The sequence below is a fragment of the Pseudomonas sp. B2021 genome (genome assembly GCF_018135665.1).
In the GTDB taxonomy this organism is placed as follows: Bacteria; Pseudomonadota; Gammaproteobacteria; order Pseudomonadales; family Pseudomonadaceae; genus Aquipseudomonas; species Aquipseudomonas lactis.
Map to the genome: position 1 here is coordinate 2,213,643 of NZ_SMOF01000001.1, position 26,338 is coordinate 2,239,980.

Consider the following 26,338-nt stretch of genomic DNA (forward strand, 5'->3'; position numbering starts at 1 on the left):
GGGAACCGGCCTCAGGCCTTCCATGGCTTGAGCCAAAGCCCAAGCCCCAGCAACACCAGCGCGCCGGCCAGGCTGCTCAACCCCAACTGCCACCCATCGTTGTGCAAGGGGTGCAGGGCCAGCGCCGCCACACCCAACAGCACCCCGCTCAAGCCCCACTGCAACGGCCAGCCCAGTTGGCCGAGCAGTTGCTGGCGGTGCATCAGCAACAGGTTGGTCACCACCACGCCACCCAACGCCGCCAAGGCGATCCCCGGCAGGCCGAAACAATAGGGCAGCACCACCAACAAGGCGGCGTTGACCAGGCTGCCCAGCAGTTCGCAGTTGAGCGGCAGGCGCGTGTCGCCGCTGGCATAGGCATAGCGGGCGAGCATGGCGTTCCAGGCGCCAAATACCAGGGGCGTGGCGAACCAGGCCAGCAGCGCCGGCAGTGGGCCGTCGGCGCTCTGGGCGGGCATCAGCAGATGAATCAGTGTGGGGCTGGCGCCAATCAGGCCGAAGGCCGCAGGCAGGCTCAGCAGGGTCGCTGCATCCAGGCCGCGGCGCAGCAGGGCCAGGCGCTGTTGGCCTTGCTCGCCGCTCATCATGCCCAGCAGCACTTGGTTAAGGCTCATCAAGGCAATCAGTGGCAGGTTGATCAGCTTGCGCGCGAGGTTGACCCACGTCACAGCGCCGTCTCCCAGGAAACTGGCGATCAAGCGCTCCAGTAGTGCCAGGCCCTGGCTGGCCACGTTGCTGGCCAACAACGGGCCGATGCGCCCCAGCAATTCGCGGCCTGCCAGCGGGTCGCCGCTGACCTGCCACGGCCGCCAGCCGAAGGACCAGACCGGCGCCAGTAACGGCAGGCACATCAACACACTACCCGCAAAAAAGCACATTGCCAGTTCGGCGCTGTCGCTGGAGCTGCCACGGATAAACAGGTACAGCACCGGTGGCAGATTGAACAGTAAAGAGCCCAGGCCCGGCAGGACAAAACGTTGGCGTGCCTGCAAGGGAATGCTGAACAACCCATGCATCACCAGGCCTGGCGCACAGGCCGCCAGCCAGCGCAGGTTGGCGGCGGCTTGGGCATGGGCCGCGGCGTCCAGGCCGGGGCCGATCAGGCGCACCCACAGCGGCGCGCCCAGCGCCAGTAGGGCAAACAGGGCCAGGCCCACGCCCAGCAAGCGAGGGGACAGGCTGGCCAGCCAGGCTTGCTGGCGCTGTGGGTCGCGTTGCTGATAGAGGGGCAGGGCAGCCGCTGCGAGCAAGCCGGCGGCCAGGGTCATGCGCAATGCTTCGGGCAAAAACACCGCCACCAGAAACCCGTCGCTGCGACTGCCCGCGCCCCAGGCTGCCACCAGCAGCCATTCGCGGGCAAAACCGGCCACCAGCCCGGCGAGCGTCGCCAGGGTCAGCCAGAGCGTGCTGCCGAACATCAGTGGAACAGGGTGAACAGGCCTTTGCCACCCACCTTGTAGTTCAGATCATGGCAGCGTTCGCCCATGATTTTGGCGCCGCTGCCGCCAATGATTTTGTAGGGCGCCACGGCTTTGGCCACCACGGTATTGGCGCTTATCACCGAACCATAGCCCAGGTGCGTGCCGAAGCCGATCAACGCACGGCTGCCGATCCAGACGTAGTCGTCGATGTAAGTCGGCCCGGAAATCGACCAGAACTCCGGCGCTTGCAGATCATGGCTGCCGGCGATGAGCAAAACGTGGGAGGCAATCGCCACATGGTTGCCGATCACCAGCCCGGCGCGAGCGTCTACCTGGCAATGCCAACCGATTACCGAATCGTCGCCGACCACCAGATTGTGCATGCCCAGCACTTCGGTGTTACGCCACAAGCTGGAGCCCTTGCCGATCTTCGCGCCACCCAGGCGCAGCCAGGCGATGCGCACATGGTGGCTGGGGATCTTGTTGATCAAGATGTTGTAGGCCATGTCCCAGGCACTGCGCCACCGGTCTTTGACGGTTGCCCAGTTTTTGCCGTAACGCGGCAGTAGCTGGGCCGGCAGATCCTGTTTCATCCGTCGGAACAGGCGGCGCGCCACCGGTTGCTCAATCGCGGTTTCCAGGTCGATGGAGCTGATCCAGAAGCGCTTGTTGTCGCCTTCGCCTTCTTCAAATACCACGTCGTTGGCCAGGCACCAGTCCAGCGCCTCTTCCAGGTCCGGCAGGCTCACGCCCATTTCAGCGGCCAGCGTGGGGAGGCGGTCGCGCAAGTCGGTGGAGTGAATCATCCGGTGCTTCATGGTTGGTTATCCTTTGGCGCAATAGCAGCAACAGGGGCGGTAATGGAGGGGCGCAGGCGCACCTGTTGCAGGCTCATGCCCATCAACAGCCAGAACAGCGCGATCAGTACAAAGGTGAAGCTGAAATAGTGGTCGAAAATCCCCGTCAGCAGCGCCGCCAGCACGCCGCAGATGCACCCCAGCCACAGCGCATTGTCGGCGGTGACTTTGCGCACCTGGCCCAGGGGCCGCACTTCGCGCCACCACAACAGGGTGACGGTGATAAATAGCAGCATCCCGGGTAGGCCCACCTTGTAGATGAAGTTCAGCCACAGGTTGGAGATCCCCAACAGATTGGAACCGGGCACGGGCGGGTCGATCTTGAAGCCGATCCCCAGGGGGAAGGTCGCCATGGCGGTGGGGAACCTGGCGTACTCGTCAAAGCGGATTTCGGTACTGGCGTTGGTGGTCGAGAAGATGGTCATCAAGCGGTCCTGCAACGGCGGATAGAACATCACCAGCGCAACGGCGAACGCCGCCCCGATACCGATGATGCGCCCGCTGTTCGGCACGCGTTTGTAGGCCAGCCAGATCAACACCAGCGCCAGGGCCACGATGGCGCCACGGGAAATACTCAGCAGCAGGCCGGCACACCCCAGCACCGCCACCGCCAGGCCCAGGGCCCGGCGCCAGCCGCTGCGGGTCCAGCCATAAAACAGTGCCAGCGGAATAAACAGCACCAGCACGCCCCCGGTCAGGTTGGGGTGCACCCAGGGCGAGGCCATGCGCGTGTAGTTGGCGGAGAAAATGTCCTTCACCGCTTCCGGGTGGGCGTATTTGAGGTCGGTGAGAATATCGATCATCGACATCGCATTGCGCGTCTTCAGGAACATGAAGATCGACAGCAACAGCATCGCCAGGTTACCCAGCAACAAGGCGACCACCACCTTGTCGCGGTCGGCGTCGGTGCGCAGCAGCAGCGGCACGATAAACAACATCGACAGGTTCATCAGCCAGCGCACCCAGTTCACCGGCCCGTTGCCTTCGGCATGGATGATCAGCATGCCCCAGATAAACGGAATGGTGCTGAACAGCATCAGCCACATCAGCGCCCGCTCGGTCGGCCGCCACAGCATGAAACCACGGGTCTTGCCGATGAACGCTTGCCAGAACACCCCGACCCAGGTCAGCCCCAGCACCGCCTCGCTGACGGTGGTGCGGATGCCCAGTTGCAAGGTGGTGTAGGGAATACTGGTGGCCAGTACCGCGAAAATCAGCAAGCCCCACAGGGGAAAGCGGATCAGGGTCAAGGCCACGGCCACACCGGCCACCACCAACATGACCTTGATCGGCGACAGGGCCAACAGCAACCCGCCGAACACCAGGCCCAGCAGCAGACTGACGAATTTTCCTGGCAGCATTAGCGATCCAATTCCTTGAGCAAAGTGTCCAGGCGCGCGCGATAAGCCGGTTCGGCAAATTGCCGGGCCCAGGCGCGGTGTGTTTCGCCGTCTTGCGTGGCCTCGGCGCCGGCCAGTTGTTGCATGACCTTGTGCAGTTGCTCGGCGTCATGGGGGGCGAAGCGCGGGGCGTTGGGCGGCGCGATTTCATCCAGGGCGCTGCCGCGTGCCACTGCTACCGGCGTGCCGACACTCAAGGCTTCCACCACCGGCAAGCCAAAGCCTTCGGCATAGGACGGCTGCCACAGGCACGCGGCATGACGGTAGAGCGCTTGGAGTTGGCCGTCCGATAAACCGCTGCACCAATGCAGGCCCGGCAGGTCACCCAGTGCCGCCGGTACATCGCTGGCGTGGCCCACCAGAACCAAATCCGGCACATCAGGGTTCAGCGCACGGCAGGCCTGCCATTGGCGCAAGAAGAACGCCATGTTCTTGCGCGGCTCCCGCGTGCCCACCACCAGCCAGTAACGCGCCGGCAGGTTGGCGGGCAGCGGCTCTGGCGCTGCATTCAATTCGGGCACAAGGTTGTTCAGCACGCGGAACTTGGCCCGGGCCCAGGGGAACAGGCGCGCGGCTTCATTGCAGGAAAACTGCGAAGGGCACCACACCCGATCAGCCTGCCATACCGACCAGGCAATCGAAGCCCCGTCGATCAGGCGGTAGGCCAGGGCCTTGAGTTTGGAGCGATGGAAGTTGCGGTGGGTGAGCTGAAACAGGTCATGCAGCACCAGCACATAGCGGGTGCCGGCGGGTTTGCGACACAGCGGCAAGCCCATATTGGCCGTGGCGATGTACAGGTCGATCTGCTGCTCGTGCAGCGCCTTGGGCAAGAACCCGCGCTCGAACCGCAGGCGCACTTGTGGACGTTGCAGGCCGTCCAGCGGGCTGGCCCAGGCCGGGCAAACGGCAGTCTGGCGCTGCGGATGCTCCAAGGGCGCCTCAGTGAACAGCACCACCTCGGTGTTGCCCCGCGCGCGCAGGGCGTCTTCCAGGGCCACGACCTGGCGGGCGATGCCCGAAGACGGCGCAACCGTGGCGGGGCGATAGTCCAGGGCTACGCGCATGGCTGAGACTCCTTGGCGGTGAGCAAGCTGTGGTAGAGGTGCTCCAGTTCATTGCCCGCCACTGCCCAGTCGTGGTATTGCCGCGCATAGTCGCGTGCGGCATCGGCCAGTCGCCCGGCCAGCGCCGGTTCATCCAGCAGGCGCACAACGGCGTCGGCCAGGGCCTCGGCGTTTTCGCCGGCCAGGTAATGCACCTGCGGCTGTACCGCCAACCCGGACACGCCCTGGGCCGTGCTCACCAGCGGCAAGCCGGCGGCCATCGCTTCCAATACCTTGAGCTTGGAGCCGCCGCCATGGCGCAACGGGGCGACAAAACCGGCGCAGCGGCGTTGCAAGGCGCACAGGTCGGGAACAAACCCCAGCCACTCGATACGTTCATCGGGCCAACGCTCGCGCCAGTGTTCAGGTAAGCCATAGCCGACCACCGCCAGGCGGGCGTTCGGGCACTGCAACCAGACCCTGGGGAAGATCTCTTCAAGCAGCCACTGCACAGCGTCCAGGTTCGGTGCGTACTCGTAGTTGCCGACAAACAACAGGCGCTGGCTCTGCGCATCGGCGTTGACCTCGGCGAAGGCGCGGCTGTCGACCCCATTGACCACCACGCTCACCGGCGTCGTCGACAGCGGCCGCATGGCCTGGGCGTCCGCCTCGGTCACGGCGACCACATGAGCGGCGGCATCGAACGCCTTGCGTTCCCATTGCCGGCAGCGCCACTGGTCGTACTGCACAAACGGTGCGGCCCACTTGGGGAAGCGGTCATAAGTGGCGCCGCCAAGGCTCGATTCCAGGTTGTGCTCGGTCAGCACAAACTCGCGCCGTTGCTGCTGCAATGTGCGTAGAAACGGCTGCAGGCTGTAGCTGTGTTCTACCTGAATCACGTCCCAGCGCTCATTCAACAGTTGCGCAAACTGGGCCTGCAACGGCGCCGACAGGCCGTTGACCGTGGTCAACAGCGGCCAGGGCGCGAACAAGCCTGCGAGCAGGGTCAGCGGGTGTTTCAGTGGCCGACGTGGCACCACGATCAGGCGTTCAAGCAACGGCTCCAAGGCCGCATGCGCCGCGTCATCGGCCGGCGTTTTCGATTGCGCCAGCAGCGTGATGCGATGCCCGCGCTCACTCAAGGTGCGCAGCAAATGGTACTGCCGCGTCTTGCCGCCGCTGGTGGTCGGCCACGGCAGGTAGGGCACAATCCAGAGGATTCTCATGTACAGCTCTCCATGCCCGGGGCTACCACACCAGTATCTGCAAACTCGGCTTCACCGTTGGGCGAATACCGTTGTCGTCGCTCAGGGTTTGCCGGGCGCCGGTCAGCGGGTCCAGCAGTTCCGCGTTTTTGATGCCGGGCAGGCTGATGCTGCTGCCTTTCGCACTCCAATACATCAGCAGGTTTTTACCGTCAGGGCGGGTCCAGGCCACGCTGTAGAAGCTGTCCGGTACATCCTGCAACTGCGGCGTGTTGCCGGGTTTAAGCGTGGGGCCGGTGATCTCCAGGAAGCGGGCGAGGGCGGTGTACACCGGCTTGGGTTCGCCATCAAGGTTCAACAGGCCGTAATGCTGGTCGCGTGGCGAGGCGCGTTGGTCGAGGTCGGACAACGCGAACAGGAAGATCTTCTGGTAGTCCTGGGACGCCATCAACGCCAGGCGGCGCAAGGTGTAGTCGGCCTGCCCGTCGATACCGATCAGGTCCTGCATCTCCTTGGGGCCGGCATAGCTGGACCAGCCCCATTCAGTGGCCCAGACCTGCTTGATCCCGGCACCGTGCAGCATTGAATTGAGTTGATCGCCGCGCAGTAGCACTTCGTTCTTGCCCGGCTCATCGGTTTCCGGAGTCATCGAATAAGGGTGATAAGCCGCGACCATGCCCAGGCTTTGCACCCCCAGCGCGCCGAGTGCTTCAAACATCAGGGTTTTGCCACGGGGCGGCATCTGGCTGTAGTACGCCATGCCGCCCATGACCTGCAGTTTGCCGGGCGCGGCAAGGTTCAGGGCCTGGTGACTGGCCAATAACAATTGCCCGTACTCCTTGGCGTCGACTTTGGGGCGCCAGTTGTTCGGCAGGTTCTGCTCGTTCCACACCTGCCAGGCATCAATAGTGGGGTAGCGTTTGGCCAGAAGTGCCAGGCGCAGCGCATACACTTCCGGATCCCGTGGTCGGTACTGATCCTGGAACTGCGCCCCCTTGGGGGCGGTGGTGATAAAGGGCGCCGAGCCCACCAGGTAAAACACCGAGCGCAGTTTTTCAGCGGTCAGGGTGCGGTCCAGTTCATCGAAGGTGCCGAGCTGATAATCGTCTTCCTTGGGTTCCAGGCGATCCCAGTGCAGATCGACCCGCACCCATTGCAATCCAAGCTTTTTATATTGCTTGATCTGCTTGTTGTACTGCTCGGGCGTGAACCACAGAAAGTGCGCGTTCACGCCGAGAAAATCCTTCCAGACCACGCTGCGCTCCGGGGCCAGGTTCACCGGTTGTGCATCGACTTTTTCACTCAACAGCAGGGCGCTACCGACGGCGATTGACAGCGCCAGCGGCAAGTAGCGCCACAGTGGGCGAACGGATGACAGATTCATCGCAACGGCTCCTCACAAGCATCCCGAAATAATTCAGCAAACCGCTGGGCCGTGTTGGCCCACTGGCGTTGATGGCCGATTTCTCCAGCCCGTGCGGCCCATTGCTGTGCCTGTTGCGGGTCGAGAATCAAGCGGCTCAAGGCGTTGCTCAAGGACGCTGTATCGCCCTGCTGATAGGTAATGCCATTGCCGCCGGCCACCTCTTCGGCAAAGGCGCGGGCGTTGGAGGTGATCACCCCGCGCCCGCATGCATTGGCCCACGACAGCGCGCCACTGGTGCCACGCATCTGCCCCAGGAAGCTGAGTTTTTTCGATTCGCGATAGGGCAGCACCATCACATGGTGCGCCTGGATCGTAGAAGGGATCTGCGCCGAGGGCAGGTCCAGTTGCCAGTCCACCACATCTTCAAGATGCAGGGCGCTGATCTGCTCGCGTAGGCCGTCGAGGTAGTTGCCGGCGGGGTCAAAGGTCATTTCCGGCGCGGTGCCACCGGCCAGGGTCAGGCGTACCTGGCCTCGGCATTGCGGGTGGGCGGCCAGTGATTGGGCCAGGGCCAGCAGCAAGTCCTCAATGCCCTTGCCGCGGTAGATAAAGCCGAAATACAGCAGGCGCAACGGCGCCAGTGGCGGCAAGGCCTGGGGCGCGATGGGCAGGTTGCCATGGGCAATCACCGCCACCTGTTGCGGGCGCAGGCCCATGCGCTGGCGCAGGCGGTCGCCGCCCAGGCGGGTGAGGGTGATCAGGCGGCGCATGCTTTTGGCCAGGCGCCGCTCTTCGTGCAAGGTCAACGGGTCGGCCAGCAGCGCTGCCGCCTGGGGCAGCGGGTGGGGCAGGCGTTCAAGCAGGGTCAAGGGGAAAAACAGCTTGGCCCGGCGCCAGATCAGGCGCTCCGGGTCATGCACCGTGGCGGTCAACGGCAGGTGCGGTTGCGCCCGGCGCAGGTACTCCAGCGCCTGGAACTCACCGAAGCGTCCACCCCCCAGTTCAGCATGCACCAGGTCCACGCTGCGCCAGTCAAAGGCCTGCAGGCGCTTCAACTGTTCAGGCAGCTCCAGGCAGCCGGCGAGCGGGGTCACCACCTCCAGGCCTTGTTCGATCAACGCGTTGCGCAAATGCGCGGCGTAATCGGCGATCCCGGTCTGCTCCGGTGGCAGCGGCGCCAGCAATGCGATACGCATCAGGCCGCCCCACGCCAGCTATTGAGTCGCGCCAGCACCTTGGCCGGCACTTCGAAGCGGCGGCGGTTGAGGATCATGCCGTCGACTTTGCCGAACGCGGTGGTCAGCAACGACACGGCATTTTCAATAGTTGGTACGGTGCTGGTGCGGGCTTCGATCACCAACACAATCTGGTCGGCGCGGCGCAGCGTCAGGAACGCCTGCGGGTTGGAGGACAGCGCCGAGGCGTCCAGCAGCAACACTTCACCCGGCGTTGGCGCGTTCGCCCCATCGACCGAAACACGGTGACCACGCTCCTCCAGCAGGCGCTTGAGTTGCTCGGCGATAAAGGTGACACCCTCGCCATGGCGCGCCGAGGTCAGGCCCAGGGCAAAACCTTGGGTGGCGATGCGATCCAGGGGCAGCAGGCTGTACAAGCGATAAAGGCTGGCGGTGACGGCTGCCGGCGTTGCGTCCTGTACATCGGGAATGCTGCTCCACAGCGGCACGTGGAACATCTCCTGCAAGCGCGTGCCATCGTGGATGCGCTGGTCCAGCAGGTACAGCACATAGATGGTCAGCAGGCCTACGGCCACGCCAGCTGGAATAGCGAACAACAGCATCAGCAGGCTCTTGGGAAACACGCGTGCCGGGTTGAGGGTGGCGTGTTCGATCAGGGCGATGTTGCTGATCTGGCTGTTGTCCAGTTCATGGTCGATTCGCGCCTGTTCAAGATTGTCCGAGTACAAGGCGTAGCTTTTTTCGGCGGTGCGCAGTTGTTGGCTCAGGGTGTTGAGTTGCGGTTCATCGGTCATCGCCTGGTCACGCTGGGTGCGCAGTTCGGCAAGGGTCTTGTCGTAGTTCTCGATTTCCCCGGCCAGTTTGCGCTCTTGCAATTGGGCGTCGATCATTTGCTGTTTGACGTTGATCACCAGGCTGTTGGGCGCGGTGTTCTGCGAGCGTTCCAGGCGGGTGGCTTCCTGGGCGCTGAGGGCTTCCATGTCGCGGATGTTCTGCTCGATCTGATTGACCTGCGGGGTACCCGGCAGGTAAGTGCGCAACAGCCGAGCCCGCTCCACTTGCAGCGCATTGAGCTGGCGCTTGAGGTCGAGTTGGGTGGGGTTGAGGCTGGTTTCGCGCATCGTGACCACGTCTGCCGGCTGGCTCTTGATCTGCTGGCTGGCGTTGGCCAGCAGGCTGCGAATCCCCGAGATCTGGTTTTGTGCGCTGACCTTGGCGTCGGTGACGCGGTCGATCTGGTTGGTCAGGTTCTTCAGGCGCGCATCGACACTGATCGAATCGATCTGCTTCAAGCGACCTTGCAACTGGTCCTTCAGGCTCTGGATATTCTCCGCCACCTTGGCGCGTTCGGTTTCATAGAAGGTATGCAGGCTCTTGCGCCCGAGAATTCGCGCACGTTCTTCGAGGTAAGCGTTGACCCATGTCTCGACGATTTTTTGCGCCACCGCCGGGTCGTCCCAGGTGAACGAAATCTCGATCACCGAAGAGCCCGGCTCGTGACCGGCGGTGAAGTTCTTCTCCAGTGAGGTCGCCAAGCGCTCCAGCGGGCTTTGTTTCTCGGCAAGGCCCACGAACTGCAGCACACTACGAATGCCATTGATGACTTCGCCAACGCCCTTTTTGATGTAGAACTTGGTGACCTTCCAGAAGCCTTGCGGCGGTTCGGCGGTCATCGCCATATAGCGTTCGGCAACGATATGCACGATGGGCCGGCCCGTGAGCATTTTTTCTTCGTCGACAATCGGGTCGTGCTGGGTGCTCGGGGCAATCAGTGTCTGGCGGTTGGCGGCCTCGATCGGCAAGGTGGTGTTGTCCCGCCCTGGCTTGACCAGCAAGCGCGCGTCCGACTCGTAGCGAGCCGGCAGCAGGAAGGCACCGAGCACGGCGATGACGATCGTGGTGAGCACGGCCAGTTTGAATTCGCGGCGGTAGATGAAAAACAGCCGCAGCAGGTCGCGAAGAGAGCGGATTTCGATCACAGGATCACTCCATTGCATATGGGGTTTACGAAAGGCGGGAACACTTGGTTCGAGTGATACGAAGCCCGCTTCATAATCCTTGGCCTGCGTTGATGGTTGGGTTGTTGTAGATGGTGTTGCCGCTATTTTTCACGTCGCTCTTGTTCAGGTCGTAATTCAAGCCAATACCAATCCCTTTGTTGATCGGAAACAGCTTGGTGAAGTACATATCCACAGCCTCCACCGTCGCGCCGATGCCCGACTGCGGCACAAAGATCAAATCGCCGCGCTGCAACGCTACCCGCGGGTGATTGGGGTTGGTCAACATGCTTTCCAGACTGATGAAGTACGTCCTGTACTTGCCGTCGGGACCGGTGCGCAGCAAGGCTACGTTGGAGGCATCCGCCGAGGGCAATACACCACCGGAGCTGAGCAGCGCCTGCTCGACGCTGACGTTGCCGGCCAGGTCGAAAAACGCCGGGTTGGACACCGCGCCGCCGATAAACACCTTGTTGCTCGGCGCGCTGGCGATGTTCACCGTCACCGCAGGTTCGCGGTAGATGCGCTTGTACTTCTCGGTGATCTCCTTGCCCAGGTCTTCGGGCGTGCGCAAGGCCGCTTTGACCCGGCCAATGTTGGGCACCGAGATCACGCCGTCAGGGCGCACCACGAATATCGTCATGTCATCGGCCGCCGCCGGCTCCTGGGCATCACGCACGATCCGCAGCGAGTCGCCGCTCTGGATCAGCACTTGCGGGGGCGGCAGGTCGGCCAGGGTCAGCGCCGCTTGATGGCCGGCCTTGAGCGTATTGTTGTCAGGAAGCGGCACCCGCGCGGGGGTCGAACAACCAGCCAGCCAGATTGAGGCACTCAAGAGGCCGAGCAGGGTAAGACGGAAACGTCGGTTGATAGTCTTCATGACGGCTCAAGTCCAGTAGGTGGAAAACATGCCCAGGCGCCGTTTAAGCGCGTTGGGCAGGTGGCGTTCAAGGTGGCCGAGGCGATAGCCCAGCAATTTAAAGGCACTGCGCACCACCACTTCGGGGGCGCGGTACAGCGCGTTGGCCTCGCGCAATGCGTGCAGTTCGGCCAGCACATAACGTTTGCCTTCGCCGCCGGCGTCGCCAAACGCCTGGCGAATCCACGGCTCGCGGCCGTAGAACACACCGATATCGAAGTAGCGGCGAAACTCTTCCAGCAAGCGGTAATCATGGGAGTGATAAACCTGCGCACTCGCGGCATAGCGCACCTGGTAACCGGCCAGCAGCATGCGCGCGGCCACATAGGCGTCTTCACTGCCAATCACATCCTGGGGGAAACCGCCCACCGCGCTCAGGGCGCTGCGTCGGTACACCGAAAACGAGTCGGAGCTGAAGCAGGTTTTGATGCCCAGTTGCGCTGCGTCGTCCAGGCGCTTGGTGCGGCTGGCCGCCGGGTAATTGAAATGCCGCGACTGCGCGCCGAGCACGCCGGCACCGGGGTGCGGGAGTTGCCGGCCGTAGGCCACGCCGTTGAGCGGCTCCAGTTGCAGCTCGTTGATCAGGTTGGCGAAGGTCTCGGCGGTGGCGGGGATCGCGTCCTGGGTCATCACGATCAAAGCGTCGCCGCCCACCTGCTCGCTGGCCCAGCGCCGGGTACCGCCGTGGTTGAAATCACGGGCGTCAATCACCTCCACGCGCGCGCCGAATTCACGAAAGCGCGCCACGGTGTCATCGCTCGATGCGCTGTCGACCACCAGCATTTCATCCGGCTGCAACGTCTGCATGCGCAGCGCTGGCAACAGGCGGTCCAGGTGGCTGGCCGCGTTGCGGGTGGGGATGATCAATGACGTACGCATCAGGGCTTCACTTCAACCGGCGCGCGGCCGTAGATGTCGTCATAACGCACGATGTCGTCTTCACCCAGGTACTCACCGCTCTGCACCTCGATCATCACCAGGTCGATGATGCCGGGGTTGGTCAGGCGGTGCTTGTGCCCGGCGGGAATGTAGGTGGACTCGTTCATGTTGAGCAGGATTTCGCGCTCGCCATTGGTGATCATTGCCGCGCCGCTGACCACCACCCAATGTTCGCTGCGGTGATGGTGCATTTGCAGGGACAGCGAACCTTTGGGCTTGACCACGATGCGCTTGATTTTGAACCGCGTGCTTTCCTCCAGCACCGTGTAGGTGCCCCACGGCCGGGTGACGGTGCGATGCAGGCTGAACGCCGGGTGATTCTGGCGCTTGAGTTCGGCAACGATATGCCGCACGTCCTGGCTGCGATGCGCGTCGGCGATCAGCAGGGCGTCGGGGGTGTCGACGATGATCAGGTCACGCACGCCCACCGCACCGAGTACCCGCTTGGGCGAGTCGATGTAGCAGTTATGCACGTCGTGCAGGATCGCCTCGCCGTTGATCTGGTTGCCATTGTCGTCACTGGGCGTGAGTTGGCGCAGGGCTTCCCAGGAGCCGATATCGCTCCAGCCAATGTCGCAGGGCACGACCGCGACTTGGGCGGATTTTTCCATCAGCGCTACATCGATGGAGATATCCGGCGCGGTGCCGAAACCTTCCGGGCTCAGCTCGCGCTGGCGACTGCTGCTGTTTTGCAGACTCTGGCTGTGCTCCAGCGCAGCGTTGGCCGCCTCTAAAACTGCCGGTGCGTGGCTGGCCAATTCTTCCAGCAGGGTGGCGGCCTTGAAGCAGAACATGCCGGCATTCCACAGGTGCTTGCCGCCGTCCAGGTAGCCTTGGGCGGTGGCCAGGTCGGGCTTTTCGACAAAGCGCTGCACCCTGAAGCCCGCGCCCAGGGCCGGCCCTTGTTCGATATAGCCAAAGCCGGTTTCTGCTCGGTCAGGCTGGATGCCAAAGGTCACCAGGTAACCGGCCTCGGCCAATGCGCGGGCTTTTTCCACCGCCTGGGCAAAGGCGCTTTCATCCAGCACCAGGTGATCGGCCGGCATCACCAGCAACTGCGCATCTGCGCCAAAATGCTCCTGCACATGCAAGGCGGCCACGGCGATGGCGGCGGCGGTGTTGCGGCCAAACGGCTCCAGCAGCAGGTCGAGGCCCAGGCGCTGGGTGTTCACCGCGCGGTAGTCGTCCAGGGTGCGAAACAGCAGGTCGCGGTTGGTCACGGTCAGGATGCTGTCGACGCCCGGCAAGTGACTGGCCCGCAGGAAGGTCTTCTGCAACAGGCTCTGGTCGTCGCGCATGCGCATGAAGGGCTTGGGCATGTTCTGCCGCGAAACCGGCCACAGCCGCGTACCCGAACCACCGGAGATGATGCAGGGAATCAATCCGTTAAGTGGGTTCATCAATAGACTTCCTTGGTGGAAAGAACGGCCGGGACCGTCATGAAAACGATGTAGAGGTCCAGCCACACGGACCATTTGGCGATGTATTCCAGGTCGTATTCGACCCGTTTCTGAATCTTGAACAGCGTATCGGTCTCGCCGCGGTAACCATTGATCTGCGCCCAACCGGTAATGCCCGGCTTGACCCGATGGCGCGAGCTGTATTCGCTGACCGCTTCCTCGAAAGGAATCCCCGCAGCCTTGGTGGCCGTGGCGTGGGGGCGCGGGCCGACCATCGACATATTGCCCAGCAGCACGTTGAACAGTTGGGGCAGCTCATCAATGCTGGTCTTGCGGATGATCCTGCCGACCCGAGTGATGCGCGGGTCCTGGCGCGTGGTCTGGTGCTCGGCGTTGAGGTCGGTCTGCTCGACGTACATCGAGCGGAACTTGAACACGCGAATCAGGTTGTCGTTGTAGCCATAGCGCTTCTGGCGAAACAGCACCGGGCCCTTGGAATCGAGTTTGATCGCGATGGCGGTCACCAGCATCACCGGCGACAGCAGCAGCAGGCCGATGCTGGCCAGCAGCAGGTCTTCGCAACGCTTGATAAAGGGCGACCAGCCCCGCAGCGGCAACTGCGAGGTGTTGAACATCAGGATGCCGCCCACATCGGTGATTCGGTTATGGCCGTAGCGCAGGGCGGCCATGTCCGGCACCAGCATGACGTTCACCGACATCTGCCGCAGGCGCTTGACCAGCCCATTGATGCGCTGCTCGGCGGCCCAGGGCAGGGTGATCATCACCTGGTTGACCTGTTCGGATCGGATCAGCTTTTCCAGGTCGCGGGTATTGCCCAGCAACGGCAGGCGGCTCAACTCCTTGGGAATGCGCTCGGTACGGTCGTCGATAAAACCGATCAGGCCGGAACGGATGTCACTGTTGCGCGACAGGTGTTCAGCCACATGCACGGCCGTGTCGGTAAAGCCCAGGATCACGGTGCGCTGGAGGAATTTGCCGTTGTCCATCAAATGGCGGTACAGGCGCAGCATCAGTATGCGCTCCACGCCAAACAGCAGCAGGCTCGCGGAAAACCAGAACACAAGGTTGCGTGGGCTCAACTGCGGGAACAGGAGCAGGATCTGGTACATGAACAACAGGATGCAAAACGCCGAGACCCAAGCCACCAGCATCACGCGAAAACGCAGGCGATTGCTGAACAGGTCATCGGAGTAAACCCCCAGGGCCTGGAACAAGATAATGGTCAGGATCGCAAAGAACGCCAGCAGGCCCAGATAGTGAGTGCGCATGTGTTCTGCGACCGGGTCCGGGTAGAACAACAGGATGATCGCCGGCGAGATTGCGGTCAGCCCGTGAAGCAGTTTTACGAAAACGACAAAAAACTCAACGAAACCGGTGCGAGTCAAAAACAGGCTATCAACGGACGATTTACCGCGCATACATCAGATCCTCAATACACCACCAGAACGTTCCTATTCGTTTGCTCATCCATAAGGCAGGTATGCATTACAAGTGGTGCAAATCGAACGACCTCTGTTGCTGGGTAATCCGTAATGGCTGTCTAGACGCAGGCATTTACTGGGTGATGGCTAAATAGTGGCTTCATTGAGGATTTGTGTCAATGATTTGGCTTTTCGTCCGTTTTCTTCGGTGTCCCTCTCAATGCCTCCATGATATGACGGTTTGTTGACGTGTATGGCGGGTATTTCAGAATAATCGAGAATCGATGATGGCTTTTTGGAGTGTAGGAACAAACCTGGGGATTTGCCTGCCAGCGACGAAAAGCTTTTGCCGGCGGGAAGGAGGGGGTGGGACAAGGCTTTTTTGTAGGAGCGAGGACGCCTGGTTCTTGCTCGCGAAAGACGTCAACGATAACGCGTGCTTCCTGAATAAACGCGGCGTCTGTGAGTTTTTCGCGAGCAAGCTCGCTCCTACAGGAGGGGTATGCAGTGCTTAGAAGTTGCCTTTGAGACTCAGCGTGAGGTTACGCGGCTCCCCGTAGAGGTTACCCCAGCCTGCTGTACCAACGGTCTGGTAGTAGTTTTTATCGAACAGGTTGTTGCCGTTGAGCGCCACAGTCCAGGTGTCGTCCACCTGATACGCAATGCGCGCACTCCACAACGCATACCCGGCCTGCTCCAGTTTGATGGTTTGCAGGCGGTAGTTACTGCTTTGGGCGTTGACGCCTGCGCCGACTGTCCATTTCGACAGCGCACCGTCCAACTGGTAGTCGCCCCACAAACGCAGCATATGCCGCGGTACGTAGGTGTTGGACACCGCGCCTTCGGCGGCACTGTCGATGTTTTTCAGGTTCTTGGTTTGCGTGTAGGTATAGCCGCCGAACACCTGCAGGCGTTCAAGCAATTCGCCGCTCAGCTCGGCCTCGACCCCTTGAGCGCGCACTTTGCCCGTGTCGGTGTAGCAGTAGCCGTCGGAGGAGCTGCCGCAGCGGGTCTCGAAATCGGTTTGGGCGGCGTTTTTTTCGATGGCGCGAAACAGCGCCAGGGAGCTGTTCAGGCGCCCGTCAAACCATTCGCCCTTGATGCCCAACTCATAGTTCTCACCCATTTTCGGCTTGAGGGCCGAACCGCTGACCGTAGCGTAGGAGCTTTGGGGCTGGAAGATATCGGCGTAGCTGGCGTACACCGAAAGGTTGTCATTGAGGTCGTAGATCAGCGCGGCGAACGGCGTGACCACCCCGGTTTCCTTGGTGCGTGCATCCTGGTCGGTCCACTCGCCCCAGGCCAGGTTCAGGGACTCACGGCGGTTTTCATACCAACTGACGCGACTGCCGAGAACCAGCATCAAAGGTTCGGCCAGACGCAGGCGCAAGGTGGCGTAGGCACCGTATTGAGTGGCGGTTTCCTTGACCGTGCCGCCACGGTACATGTTGGGCCAGAAGGTATCGTCGGCAGGTTCCGGGAAGTGGTGGTTGGGGTTGAAGACGCTTTGGCGCTGGGGCAGGTTGCGGATCGCATAGACATCGTCCTGAGTGCCACGGCTGCCATTGGCGCCGAGGATCAACTCATGTTGCAGGCCAAAGGCTTCAAATTGACCGTCGATATAGGCGTCCAGGCCGTAGTCTTTGTGATCGTAGTCCAGCAAGGCTGCGTAGCTGGTAAGCGTGGGGGCCGGGTTGCCATAGTCCACGGTGCTCTCGCTGGCCGCGTATTTGATGTCTTGCAGGTTGCGGCTGTGTACAGCGCTGACTTTTAGCTTCCAGTTGTCATTGAAGTGATGGGTCATATCGGCGAACAGCGTGGTGCGCTGGCTTTGCCAATCGTTCCAGGCCTGGCCAAGGCAGGTGGAGCGGCTCAGGCCGAGGCTTTTGCCGTCACGATAACGCGGCAGGCCGCTCCAGCACGGCGTGGAGTCGACATCCTCATAGCTGGCCCCGAAGCCCAGGGTGGTGTCAGGGCTGACATCCATGTCCAGGGCCGCGTAAAACGCCTGGTCCTGGCGCTTGGCAAGGTCCATGTAAGAGCCACGGTTCTGTTGGCTCACCGCCGCGCGGCCGCGCACCGTGCCGCTGTCGTTCAATGGGCCGCCGGTGTCGAATTCGGCGTGATAGTTATCCCAGGTGCCCGCCGACAGGCCAAGGCTGGTGGTGGGCTTGTCCTGGGGCCGCTTGCGCACGAAGTTCACCGCACCACTGGCAGTGCCGGCGCCCTTGAGCATTCCGGCAGCGCCTTTAAGCACTTCCACACGGTCATAAATCGCCATGTTCGCGCTGAAACTGTCGGCTTGTATGTAGTCCTTGCCGATGTCCAGTGGTACACCATCGAACTGGTACTGGCCGAGCATCTTGAAGCCCCGGGAGTAAAAATACTTGCCGCCCATGGGCGATTCGTAGCTGGTGATGCCTGGGGTGCGCTCCAGCAATTGGTCGATGGTGGTGATGTTTTGGTCATCCATCAGCTTGCGGGTCATCACACTCACCGATTGCGGCGTGCGTCGCAGGCTGTGTTCGCCCTTGCCGATGGTCACCGCGCCGGTGGTGTAGGAGCCGCTGCCTTCGGTGGTGGCGCCCAGGCGCTCGCCGTTAATGGTGGTGGCGCCCAGGTTCAGGGTCGAGCTGTCGGCCTGTTGAGGTAACAGTAACCAAGCGTTCGGGCCCTGGCTCTGAGCCTGCAAGCCCTGGCCTTGAAGCAGTCGGCTCAGGGCCTGTTGTGGCTCCAGGGTACCGCTCAGCCCATCACTGCTTTTGCCGGCTACGCTGCCTGCGTCATACGACACGCTGATACCGGCCTGCCGTGCAAATTGATCGAGGGCGCCGGCCAGTGGGCCGGGGGCGATATTCCAGGTGCGCGTCTGGCGTTCGCCGCCGGTTGGCTGGGCACCGGCGGTATACGGAAGGGCAGTGGCCGCCAGGCAGGCGCCGAGGAGGGTCGCCTTGATGGCGTGCCTGAGAGGTGAACGCAGGGAGGGGAACGCTTGCATGACCGCGGGATGCTCCTGAAGGAAGTGGACAACACGGGCCTGTTGATCGGCCTTTCCTTACAGGTCGAATGGCAATGAGAATTCACCTCATTTATTTTTGGCCGGTCACGCGCGCGCGGAGACGGTCACCCAGTAACGGCTACGGTAGGTCACATCGATTGCCAGCGATTGCGCCACCAACTTGAGCACCTGGTCGGTGTCGTCCAGTTGGTAAGTGCCCGACACCCGCAGCCCCGCCACGGCTTCGCTGCAACGCAGCAACCCATTGCGATAGCGACCCAGCTCGGCCAGGAAGTCCTCCAGGCGCATATTGTGGGCGCTGATCACGCCGTCACTCCAGGCCCATGGGTCCAGGCCGTTGTTGGGGGACGGGCGAATGCCGCTACGATTGAACATCACCTGTTCGCCCGGCTTGATCACTTGGCGTGCGGCGCCGTCATAGCGGTCGGTAAACACCGCCACTGCACCCTGTTGCACGGCCAGCAAGGTGCCTTGGGGTTCTTCGCGCACCAGCAAGCGCGTGCCGAGGGCGCGCAGGTAACCATCGCGGGTATGCACCCATAGCGCACGGTGGTCGGCCCCGGTATTGATCAAAATTTCACCCTGGCGCAGGTTCACCAGCCGTTGTTCGGCGCCAGGAGTAATGTCGACGGCGCTGGCGCTGTTGAGCTGGACTTTGCTGCCATCCTCCAATGCTACCCAGCGCCGCTCGCCAGTGGCGGTGCGGTAGTCCGCCATTAAGGCGGGCAGGGGCGTGTAGTCGCGGCCAAGCCAGGCTAAACCTGCGGCGCCGGCAAACAGCCCGAGCAGTTTCAGGCTTTCACGACGGCTGATGTGCTGGCGTGCGCCGTCGAGTGCATGGCGACTGACATGCGCTGGCAAGTGGTTGAAATCGTCATTCAGGGTGGCGACCCGATGCCAGGCCTGTTGATGCGCGTCGCTGGTGTGCAGCCACTGTTCAAAGGCCGCGGTGCTGGCGTCGTCGGCGGTGTTATAGCGCAACTTGATCATCCACTGGATGGCCTGGTCGACCAGGCGCGAGTCAGGAGTCGGCATAGCGCAACCGGTAACAGGCGTGCAGCGCCTTGGACAGGTCGCGTTCCACCGTGGCCTTGGACACGCCCAGGCGCAAGGCGATCTGCGGGCAGGTCAGGCCGTCCAATTGGGCCAACAGGAACGCCTCGCGTACCCTCGGCTTGAGCTGGTCGAGCAGACGGTCAATGCGTTCCAGGCTGTCGAGGATCAGCCGCCGTGTTTCTTCGCTCGGCACCTCCATTTGCGCAAAGTGCGCCAGGCTTTCCAGGTAGGCGCGTTCCAGCTCGCGGCGCCGGTATTGGTCGATCATCAAGCTGCGTGCGATGCTGCTCAGATAAGCGCGCGGCTGCTGCAAAGTCTGTTGCTGACGCGCGTTGAGCAGGCGCACGAAGGTGTCCTGCGCGAGGTCAGCGGCGCGCTCATGGCAACCCGTGCGCCGGCTCAACCAGCCCCGCAGCCACGAATGGTGGGCTTGGTAAAGCTGGCCGATGGCAGCAGGGTCCAGTGGGTGATCGCTCGACATGGTCATCCTGGCGCAGCAGGCTTAATTGATAATGTTTCGCATTCTAGACGTTGGTCGTGGCATTCAGCAATCACTGGGTTCGCTGCGTGAGCAATGTATCCAGCACAATTTTTTGTAGGGGCTGGAAGCACCGATTAATCTGCAGTTTTTGCAGGTGGACGGTTCAAGCATGATCAGCCTTGTCACACTCGGCGTTTTTTCCGGCGCTGTGTTGCTGTTGCTGCTGTCACCGGGGCCGAACATGGCGTTTGTCATCAGCCAGGGTGTCACCCATGGCTGGCGCGGCGGTGTTGCCTCGGCCCTGGGCATCGGCGTGGCCGACCTGCTGCTGACGGCATTGACCGCCATGGGGGTGACGGCGGTGGTCGCCAGTTGGCCGCCGGCATTCGACCTGATCCGTTATGCGGGCGTGATCTACCTGCTGTGGCTGGTCTTCAAAACCTTGCAAAAACGCCCCAGCCTGGGCGCCGCTCACGTCGGCCGCGTGGCGTTGGGCCGGGTGTTTTTGCAGGCTATGTTCAACAGTTTGCTCAACCCCAAGGCGTTGTTGTTTTTCATGGTGTTCCTGCCGCAGTTTGTGCGGCCCGAGGCTGGGCCTATCGCCTTGCAACTGATGGTGCTGGGCGGCGTGCTGACGTTGATCGCGAGCGTGTTTCACATGCTATTGGGCCTGTTTGGCGGGGCGCTCAGCCGCTTCTTCGCCAAGCGCACCAAAAGCGCCTGGCTGCAGAAGTGGGGCTTGGCAGCGGTGCTGACGGCGTTGGCCGTGCGCTTGGCGGTGATGTCGCGTCCTGCCTGAATGACAGGCGGGAAGCCAAGCAAGTTTCTTTGTGGCGGGGGGCCCGACAGCCGACGCTCATCTACCAGACACCCCGCAATCCAACTGTGGGAGCTGGCTTGCCTGCGATGGCGGCCTGCCAGCCGACGCTTCTCTACCTGACACCCTACGATCCAATTGTGGGAGCTGGCTTGCTCGCGAAGGCGGCCTGCCAGCCGACACCGGGTATCAGACCGAGCACATATTCATTCCTGCGGTAACGGCCACCTATTTGACTGAAAGAGATGCCTTTGGCCAGCTTTGCCACGACTACCAGGTCAGTCGAAAGACTGGCTACGACTGGACAGCCGTTGAGCACCGAGAGAATCAAAAGGAGTTTCGTACAGCGGACTAGGACTTACCTCACGTTCAAGCGTTGAAACCGGTTCATTCCCACGGACCTTCCCAGTCGCTGCAAATTCAGCGACCGGACGTGAGAAATCCAACTTCACCCCAGCCGCGCAGCTGCCCGCGCAACAATCTCCCCGCGCACTCTGCGTGACTCCACCGTGCGCTTGTTGGCTTCCTCCAGCACATGCCGGGGCGCCGTCTCCGGGCGGCCTGAGTCAAACGGTGGGGCCGGCGCGTATTCGATCTGCAGTTGTACCAGTTGCGCCGCCGCTTCGCTGTACAACTCCGCGGCCAGAGTCAGGGCAAAGTCGATGCCGGCGGTGATCCCGCCGCCGGTAAACAGGTTGCCGTCACGCACCACACGTTCCTGTACGGGAATAGCACCAAGCGGGGCGAGCAGGTGGTGGTAGGCCCAATGGGTGGTGGCCTTGCGACCGCGCAGTAACCCTGCCGCGCCCAATACCAATGAACCGGTGCACACCGAGGTCATGTAGCGCACTGTCTGTGCCTGGGCCTTGAGAAAATCCAGGGTTTGCGGGTCTTCCATCAACGGGCCCACACCGGCGCCGCCGGGTACGCAAAGCACATCCAGGTTCGGGCAGTCGGCATACGTGATGGTCGGCGTGAACACCAAGCCGGTGCTGGAGGTGATCGGTGCCAGGTCTTTCCACACCAGGTGCAGTTTCACGTCTGGCAGCGAACCGAGGACATCATAGGGGCCGGTAAGGTCCAGTTGCTGGATGCCGGGGAACAATAGAAAGCCGATCTGCAAGGTCATGATTCACGCTCCGAAAGGGATGGACGTCCTTACTGTAGAAGCCTAGGCTTTGGCGAATACGCCATTGAGCCCACTAATCTCGCCAATCATGCCAAAAATTATTCATGTGCTCGCGTTTGAGAATGCCCAGGTGCTCGATGTCACCGGGCCTCTACAAGTGTTCGCATCGGCTAACGATCTGGCGCGCCAACGTGGTTTGCCATTGCCCTACGCGGTCAACGTCATTGCTACTCAGGCTGGGCCGGTAATGACGTCGGCCGGCCTGGCGCTGCTGGCCGAGCCGCTGCCCGCCATTGACCAGCCCTGCGACACGCTGGTAATCGCCGGTGGCTGGGGGGTGTACGGTGTTGCCGAGGACCCGACGCTGGTGCAATGGGTGCGTGATAAATCCCGGCACACCCGGCGCATGGCTTCAGTGTGCACCGGGGCTTTTCTGCTGGCCGCCAGTGGTTTGCTCGATGGTTGCCGCGTGGCCACGCACTGGACGCGCTGTGAAGAACTGGCGCGCAAGTTCCCTGCGCTCACGGTGGAGGCCAATCCGATTTTCATCCAGCAAGGCGCGGTGTGGACGTCTGCTGGCGTGACCGCCGGGATCGACCTGTGCCTGGCCCTGGTAGAGGATGACCTGGGGCGTGCGATTGCCTTGGAGGTTGCGCGCCACCTGGTGGTGTTCCTCAAGCGCCCTGGCGGCCAGTCGCAGTTCAGCGTGACGTTATCCCTGCAAAAGAGCGACAGCCGCTTCGCCGAGCTGCATGCCTGGATCGCCGATAACCTGACGCTGGAGTTGAGCATCGCCACACTGGCGGCCCAGGCCGGTATGAGCGAGCGCAGCTTTGTGCGTCACTACCGCACCGAGACCGGCCAGACCCCGGCGCGGGCCGTGGAACTGATTCGCGTCGAAAACGCACGCCGGCAACTGGCAGACAGCACAACCTCCATCAAACGTATCGCCATGCAATGCGGTTTTGGCTGTGAAGAGACCTTGCGTCGCAGCTTTCTAAGGGCTTTGTCGGTGACGCCACAGGCGTATCGGGAGCGTTTTTCACCGCTCCAGTAGTTCCAGCAAAGCGTGAAGCGTGACCTGGGGCGCTTCCTGGAAAACATTGTGGCCAACGCCGGGCAACACCTGGCGGCGATAAAAGCCGCTGAAGTGCTCCACATCGTCATCCACAAGCGGCGGCGGGCCCACACCGTCGTCGGCCCCGCACAACGAAATGCTCGGTACCGAGATCGCCGGTTGTGGCACCAGCGCCTGCTCGATGGATTCCAGCGCGGGATCACCCGGCGCATACATGAAGCGATGGCGATACGAATGAATCACCACCTCGACAAAATCCGGGTTATCAAACGACGGCGCGGTCAGGGCGTAGCGGCTTGGCCCTTCGGCCCAGGACGGTGACCACAGCGTCCAGAGCAATTGGCAGAGTTCACGCCGGTTGGCCGTCAAACCATCGACCCCGCGCTGGGTGTGAAAGTAGTACTGATACCAGAGCCGGTGCTCTGTCTCAGGTGCCCGAGGTTTGAGCGACTGGCTGATGGCCTGGATGTTGTAGCCATCGCCGGTCACCAGGCCGCGTACCCGCTGCGGCCACAGCGCCGCCACAATACAGGCGGCGCGCCCACCCCAGTCAAAGCCGGCGAGGGTAGCTTGCGGGATGGCCAAGGCATCCATGAAGTCGAGCAAGTCCTTGGCCAGCGCCGCCTGTTGGCCGGAGCGCATCACTTGCGTGTTGATAAATCGCGTCGGGCCATAACCGCGTAAATACGGGACCAGTACCCGATAACCGCGTTCAGCCAGCACCGGTGCGATGTCGTCGTAGCCCCGAGGGTCGTAGGGGAAGCCATGCAACAGGATCACCGGTTCGCCATCGACGGGGCCGTGGGTTTCGTAAGCCACATCAAGCATGGTGGTGCGCACATACAGCAGTGCGGGTGGGGTGGTCAGGGTTGCCATACGGTTTTCTCCCCGCTGAGCTTGCGGTCCAGGAACGTTGCCGCACTGATCAATGCCAAATGGCTCAAGGCCTGGGGCGTGTTACCCAGGTGCCGGGCCTGGCTGTCGAACTCTTCGGCGTACAACCCCAGCGGGTTGGCGTAACGCAGCAACTGTTCGAATTCCAGATGGGCTTTTTCAACTTGCCCGGCGCGCGCCAGGCATTCGACGTACCAGAACGAGCAGGCGGCAAACGCGCCTTCGACGCCTTGCAGCCCATCGATCTGGCTGTCGTCATTGCGGTAGCGGTAGACCATGCCGTCACGCACCAGGCTTTTCTGGATCGCTTGCAGTGTCGACAGCCAGCGCGGGTCCGTGGCGGCGACAAAGCGCACCAGCGGCATCAACAGCATCGAACCGTCGAGGGCGGTGCTGCCGATATGCTGCACAAAATGCCCGCGCTCTTCGTTCCAGAAGTTCGTCCAGATGTCGGCGTAGATCGCCTGGCGCGTCTGGTCCCAGCGTGCGAACGGCGCTGGTAGTGAGCGTTTGGAGGCCAGGCGGATGGCACGGTCCAGGGCCACCCAGCACATCAGGCGTGAGTGCAGGAAGTGATGCTGCTCACCGCGCATTTCCCAGATGCCTACGTCTTTGTGGTTCCAGATCTCACACACCTGGTCGACCACTTCCACCGTGTGTTTCCAGCCTTGGTGGGAGATGGCTTCGCCGTATTTGTTCACCAGGTAAACCGCGTCCATCAGTTCGCCGTAGATATCCAGCTGGATCTGATCGAACGCCTCATTGCCCACCCGCACCGGTTGGGCGCCGCCGTGGCCGCTCAAGTGGTCGAGGGTGGTTTCCGGGAGTTCCTGGCGGCCGTCGATGCCGTACAGGATGTTGATCTTGGTCGGCTGGCCGCAGCAGTCGCTGACCCGGCCCCTGAGCCAGCGCATGTAGGCGTTGGCTTCCTCGACGAAACCCAGGCGCATGAACGCATAGACGGTGAACGAGGCATCGCGGATCCAGGTGTAGCGGTAGTCCCAGTTGCGTTCGCCGCCGGGCGTTTCCGGCAGCCCGAACGTGGCGGCGGCGATGATGGCGCCGTGTTTGCGCGAGGTCAAAAGTTTCAGCGCCAGGGCCGAGCGGTTGACCATCTCGCGCCAGCGCCCGCGGTAGTTGGACTGGCTGATCCAGCCGCGCCAGAATTTCAAGGTGCGCTCCAGGTAGAGGTCGGTACAGTCGTTGGTGACGCGCGCATCCTCCTGGCCGCCGAGGACAAACTCAGCGCCTTCCTCCTGGGCGAGGGTAAACGTGGCGAGGGCGGTGTTGTCTTGCAGGGTCAGCGGCTGGCTGCCGATCAGGCGCAGGCCGGGATGGCCGCTGGCGGTGAACACTACACTGGCAGCGTCTGCCTTCGCTTCGGTGGCGGCCCGGGCATAGTCGTGGCGCACGGCGCAGCTCAGGTGGATAGTCGCCTTGCCACTGACCACCCGTACCCGCCTGATCAGCAAAGGCAGTTCATCGACGTTTTCGCTGACGGTCAGCAGGTCGGTGATCTCCACCACTGCTTCATCGCTCAGCCAGCGAGTCTGCAACACGTTGGTGTCGGGCAGGTAGATCTGCTCGCGGCGGGCGTTGGGCAGGTCCGGGGTAAGCTGAAACGTGCCGGCCTCGGGCGTGTCGAGCAATGCGCAGAACACCGAGGGGCTGTCGAATTCCGGCCAGCAGAAGAAGTCGATGCTGCCGCGGTCGTTCACCAGTGCCGCGCTGCGCATGTCGCCGATGATCCCGTGGGCATCGATGGCGCTTTGAGGTTCGTTCTTGAAATCAACCATTGCCACGAAACTCCGGATAAAGGCTCATGCCGCCATCAATGAACAGCGTGCTGCCAACCACATAATCAGAAGCGTCGCTGGCCAGCCACACCACGGCATTGGCCACGTCTTCGACGTCACCGACACGACCATAAGGAATCAATTTAAGCAGCTCTTGTTCTGCCGCGCCTTCGGTGGCCGCACGGTTGATCGCCGTACGAATGGCCCCCGGTGCGATGCCGTTGATACGGATGCGTTGCTCGCTGACTTCCTGAGCGAGGGTGCGCATCAGCATCTCCACGCCGCCCTTGGACGCCGCGTAATTCACATGCCCGGCCCAGGGGATGACTTGATGCACCGAACTCATATGGATGATTTTGCCGGCGGCCCGTGACACACCTTCGCGAATACCCTGGCGATTGAAGATACGCACCGCCGCCCGTGCGCAGAGGAACTGCCCGGTGAGGTTGACGCCAATCACGGTGTTCCAATCCTCAAGGGTCATATCCACCAGATGGGCATCTTTTTGCAGGCCGGAATTGGCCACCAGAATATCCAGATGGCCGAAGGCGTCGAGGGTTTGCGCGAACAGGCGTTCGACATCGGCCTCCTTGGACACATCGCCGCCAATCGCAAGCGCTCGGCCGCCGTTGGCATTGATCTGCGCGGCGAGGGCCTCCGCCGGTGCCGCCTGGGAGTTGTAGTTAAGCACCACCGCCGCGCCTGCTGCGGCCAAGGCTTTGGCCGCGCCCGCGCCAATACCGGAACTGGCCCCGGTGACCAGGGCCACTTGTTGCTGCAAGGAAATCTGCATCGCCCACCCACCGTTTTATGAGAGTCCTTCTTGCTGACTGGCGGCGGGGAGCGGAAGTTCACCCCCTGGCGCTTACGCCCAGCGCGGGCA

Annotated in this window: 21 protein-coding genes; 2 read left to right on the plus strand and 19 right to left on the minus strand. The window is 62.2% G+C overall.

Going from position 1 to position 26,338, the window contains the following annotated elements; all coding sequences use genetic code 11:
- Positions 1–11: 11 nt before the first annotated feature.
- The 15 genes from E1K68_RS10120 to E1K68_RS10190 form a co-directional block, all read right to left on the minus strand.
- Positions 12–1,418 (minus strand): lipid II flippase MurJ, encoded by a 1,407-nt coding sequence (locus E1K68_RS10120; protein WP_003190199.1) that lies wholly within the window; start codon positions 1,416–1,418, stop codon positions 12–14.
- Positions 1,418–2,239, minus strand: coding sequence for an acyltransferase (locus tag E1K68_RS10125; RefSeq protein WP_212614028.1), 822 nt, complete (start codon positions 2,237–2,239; stop codon positions 1,418–1,420). The genes E1K68_RS10120 and E1K68_RS10125 overlap by 1 nt, the downstream gene beginning before the upstream one ends.
- A complete protein-coding gene (locus tag E1K68_RS10130) occupies positions 2,236–3,639 on the minus strand; it encodes an O-antigen ligase family protein (RefSeq protein WP_003190202.1) in 1,404 nt (467 codons plus the stop codon). The genes E1K68_RS10125 and E1K68_RS10130 overlap by 4 nt, the downstream gene beginning before the upstream one ends.
- Entirely contained in the window at positions 3,639–4,742 is a 1,104-nt protein-coding gene (locus E1K68_RS10135; protein WP_034135239.1) for a glycosyltransferase family 1 protein, read from the minus strand. Before E1K68_RS10135 ends, E1K68_RS10130 begins: the two co-directional genes overlap by 1 nt.
- Positions 4,733–5,947, minus strand: a complete 1,215-nt coding sequence (locus tag E1K68_RS10140; protein ID WP_137205265.1) for a glycosyltransferase family 4 protein — start codon at positions 5,945–5,947, stop codon at positions 4,733–4,735. Before E1K68_RS10140 ends, E1K68_RS10135 begins: the two co-directional genes overlap by 10 nt.
- A 22-nt stretch (positions 5,948–5,969) precedes the next feature.
- Positions 5,970–7,310 carry a beta-xylosidase gene (locus E1K68_RS10145; RefSeq protein WP_137205264.1) on the minus strand — a complete coding sequence of 447 codons (1,341 nt, stop codon included), beginning with the start codon at positions 7,308–7,310 and terminating at the stop codon, positions 5,970–5,972.
- The gene (locus tag E1K68_RS10150) at positions 7,307–8,488 is read right to left on the minus strand and encodes a glycosyltransferase (RefSeq protein ID WP_169855127.1); all 1,182 of its coding nucleotides are present in this window, start codon (positions 8,486–8,488) and stop codon (positions 7,307–7,309) included. The genes E1K68_RS10145 and E1K68_RS10150 overlap by 4 nt, the downstream gene beginning before the upstream one ends.
- Complete coding sequence (locus E1K68_RS10155) at positions 8,488–10,467, minus strand: exopolysaccharide transport family protein (RefSeq protein ID WP_003190210.1); 1,980 nt, start codon at positions 10,465–10,467, stop codon at positions 8,488–8,490. The genes E1K68_RS10150 and E1K68_RS10155 overlap by 1 nt, the downstream gene beginning before the upstream one ends.
- Positions 10,468–10,537: 70 nt before the next feature.
- Positions 10,538–11,365 (minus strand): polysaccharide biosynthesis/export family protein, encoded by an 828-nt coding sequence (locus E1K68_RS10160; protein ID WP_034135244.1) that lies wholly within the window; start codon positions 11,363–11,365, stop codon positions 10,538–10,540.
- Positions 11,366–11,371: 6 nt separating this feature from the next.
- Positions 11,372–12,283, minus strand: a complete 912-nt coding sequence (locus E1K68_RS10165) for a glycosyltransferase (RefSeq protein ID WP_034135245.1) — start codon at positions 12,281–12,283, stop codon at positions 11,372–11,374.
- Positions 12,283–13,743, minus strand: a complete 1,461-nt coding sequence (locus E1K68_RS10170; protein WP_212614029.1) for a mannose-1-phosphate guanylyltransferase/mannose-6-phosphate isomerase — start codon at positions 13,741–13,743, stop codon at positions 12,283–12,285. Before E1K68_RS10170 ends, E1K68_RS10165 begins: the two co-directional genes overlap by 1 nt.
- Entirely contained in the window at positions 13,743–15,182 is a 1,440-nt protein-coding gene (locus tag E1K68_RS10175) for an undecaprenyl-phosphate glucose phosphotransferase (RefSeq protein ID WP_212614030.1), read from the minus strand. The genes E1K68_RS10170 and E1K68_RS10175 overlap by 1 nt, the downstream gene beginning before the upstream one ends.
- A gap of 514 nt (positions 15,183–15,696) precedes the next feature.
- Entirely contained in the window at positions 15,697–18,183 is a 2,487-nt protein-coding gene (locus tag E1K68_RS10180; protein ID WP_212614031.1) for a TonB-dependent siderophore receptor, read from the minus strand.
- A gap of 105 nt (positions 18,184–18,288) precedes the next feature.
- The gene (locus E1K68_RS10185) at positions 18,289–19,239 is read right to left on the minus strand and encodes a FecR domain-containing protein (protein ID WP_034135248.1); all 951 of its coding nucleotides are present in this window, start codon (positions 19,237–19,239) and stop codon (positions 18,289–18,291) included.
- Positions 19,226–19,741: a sigma-70 family RNA polymerase sigma factor gene (locus E1K68_RS10190; protein WP_003190219.1), complete on the minus strand. Its 516-nt coding sequence runs from the start codon at positions 19,739–19,741 to the stop codon at positions 19,226–19,228. The genes E1K68_RS10185 and E1K68_RS10190 overlap by 14 nt, the downstream gene beginning before the upstream one ends.
- Positions 19,742–19,910: 169 nt before the next feature.
- Here E1K68_RS10190 and E1K68_RS10195 point away from each other — a divergent pair, with 169 nt between their 5' ends.
- Entirely contained in the window at positions 19,911–20,540 is a 630-nt protein-coding gene (locus E1K68_RS10195; RefSeq protein ID WP_073454037.1) for a LysE family translocator, read from the plus strand.
- Between the two features lie 466 nt (positions 20,541–21,006).
- On the opposite strand, the gene inhA is transcribed toward E1K68_RS10195, so the two are convergent.
- Positions 21,007–21,687 carry an isonitrile hydratase gene (gene inhA / locus E1K68_RS10200; RefSeq protein ID WP_019818712.1) on the minus strand — a complete coding sequence of 227 codons (681 nt, stop codon included), beginning with the start codon at positions 21,685–21,687 and terminating at the stop codon, positions 21,007–21,009.
- 88 nt (positions 21,688–21,775) lie between these two features.
- Here inhA and E1K68_RS10205 point away from each other — a divergent pair, with 88 nt between their 5' ends.
- Positions 21,776–22,744, plus strand: a complete 969-nt coding sequence (locus E1K68_RS10205; protein ID WP_003190225.1) for a GlxA family transcriptional regulator — start codon at positions 21,776–21,778, stop codon at positions 22,742–22,744.
- Here E1K68_RS10205 and E1K68_RS10210 read toward each other — a convergent pair.
- From E1K68_RS10210 to E1K68_RS10220, 3 genes are read right to left on the minus strand one after another with little or no spacing between them, the layout of a single operon-like run.
- Positions 22,730–23,641, minus strand: coding sequence for an alpha/beta hydrolase (locus tag E1K68_RS10210; protein WP_057710172.1), 912 nt, complete (start codon positions 23,639–23,641; stop codon positions 22,730–22,732). The two genes, E1K68_RS10205 and E1K68_RS10210, sit on opposite strands and share 15 nt — an antisense overlap.
- Positions 23,629–25,455 carry a glycoside hydrolase family 15 protein gene (locus tag E1K68_RS10215; RefSeq protein ID WP_212614032.1) on the minus strand — a complete coding sequence of 609 codons (1,827 nt, stop codon included), beginning with the start codon at positions 25,453–25,455 and terminating at the stop codon, positions 23,629–23,631. The genes E1K68_RS10210 and E1K68_RS10215 overlap by 13 nt, the downstream gene beginning before the upstream one ends.
- Entirely contained in the window at positions 25,448–26,248 is an 801-nt protein-coding gene (locus E1K68_RS10220) for a glucose 1-dehydrogenase (protein WP_212614033.1), read from the minus strand. Before E1K68_RS10220 ends, E1K68_RS10215 begins: the two co-directional genes overlap by 8 nt.
- Positions 26,249–26,338 lie beyond the last annotated feature (90 nt).

Excerpts from the sequence above, each read along its gene's own strand:
- E1K68_RS10120 (WP_003190199.1), bottom strand. The coding sequence starts at position 1,418 with ATGTTCGGCAGCACGCTCTGGCTGACCCTGGCGACGCTCGCCGGGCTG.
- E1K68_RS10125 (WP_212614028.1), bottom strand. The coding sequence starts at position 2,239 with ATGAAGCACCGGATGATTCACTCCACCGACTTGCGCGACCGCCTCCCC.
- E1K68_RS10130 (WP_003190202.1), bottom strand. The coding sequence starts at position 3,639 with ATGCTGCCAGGAAAATTCGTCAGTCTGCTGCTGGGCCTGGTGTTCGGC.
- E1K68_RS10135 (WP_034135239.1), bottom strand. The coding sequence starts at position 4,742 with ATGCGCGTAGCCCTGGACTATCGCCCCGCCACGGTTGCGCCGTCTTCG.
- E1K68_RS10140 (WP_137205265.1), bottom strand. The coding sequence starts at position 5,947 with ATGAGAATCCTCTGGATTGTGCCCTACCTGCCGTGGCCGACCACCAGC.
- E1K68_RS10145 (WP_137205264.1), bottom strand. The coding sequence starts at position 7,310 with ATGAATCTGTCATCCGTTCGCCCACTGTGGCGCTACTTGCCGCTGGCG.
- E1K68_RS10150 (WP_169855127.1), bottom strand. The coding sequence starts at position 8,488 with ATGCGTATCGCATTGCTGGCGCCGCTGCCACCGGAGCAGACCGGGATC.
- E1K68_RS10160 (WP_034135244.1), bottom strand. The coding sequence starts at position 11,365 with ATGAAGACTATCAACCGACGTTTCCGTCTTACCCTGCTCGGCCTCTTG.
- E1K68_RS10165 (WP_034135245.1), bottom strand. The coding sequence starts at position 12,283 with ATGCGTACGTCATTGATCATCCCCACCCGCAACGCGGCCAGCCACCTG.
- E1K68_RS10170 (WP_212614029.1), bottom strand. The coding sequence starts at position 13,743 with ATGAACCCACTTAACGGATTGATTCCCTGCATCATCTCCGGTGGTTCG.
- E1K68_RS10175 (WP_212614030.1), bottom strand. The coding sequence starts at position 15,182 with ATGCGCGGTAAATCGTCCGTTGATAGCCTGTTTTTGACTCGCACCGGT.
- E1K68_RS10180 (WP_212614031.1), bottom strand. The coding sequence starts at position 18,183 with ATGCAAGCGTTCCCCTCCCTGCGTTCACCTCTCAGGCACGCCATCAAG.
- E1K68_RS10185 (WP_034135248.1), bottom strand. The coding sequence starts at position 19,239 with ATGCCGACTCCTGACTCGCGCCTGGTCGACCAGGCCATCCAGTGGATG.
- E1K68_RS10190 (WP_003190219.1), bottom strand. The coding sequence starts at position 19,741 with ATGTCGAGCGATCACCCACTGGACCCTGCTGCCATCGGCCAGCTTTAC.
- E1K68_RS10195 (WP_073454037.1), top strand. The coding sequence starts at position 19,911 with ATGATCAGCCTTGTCACACTCGGCGTTTTTTCCGGCGCTGTGTTGCTG.
- inhA (WP_019818712.1), bottom strand. The coding sequence starts at position 21,687 with ATGACCTTGCAGATCGGCTTTCTATTGTTCCCCGGCATCCAGCAACTG.
- E1K68_RS10205 (WP_003190225.1), top strand. The coding sequence starts at position 21,776 with ATGCCAAAAATTATTCATGTGCTCGCGTTTGAGAATGCCCAGGTGCTC.
- E1K68_RS10210 (WP_057710172.1), bottom strand. The coding sequence starts at position 23,641 with ATGGCAACCCTGACCACCCCACCCGCACTGCTGTATGTGCGCACCACC.
- E1K68_RS10215 (WP_212614032.1), bottom strand. The coding sequence starts at position 25,455 with ATGGTTGATTTCAAGAACGAACCTCAAAGCGCCATCGATGCCCACGGG.
- E1K68_RS10220 (WP_212614033.1), bottom strand. The coding sequence starts at position 26,248 with ATGCAGATTTCCTTGCAGCAACAAGTGGCCCTGGTCACCGGGGCCAGT.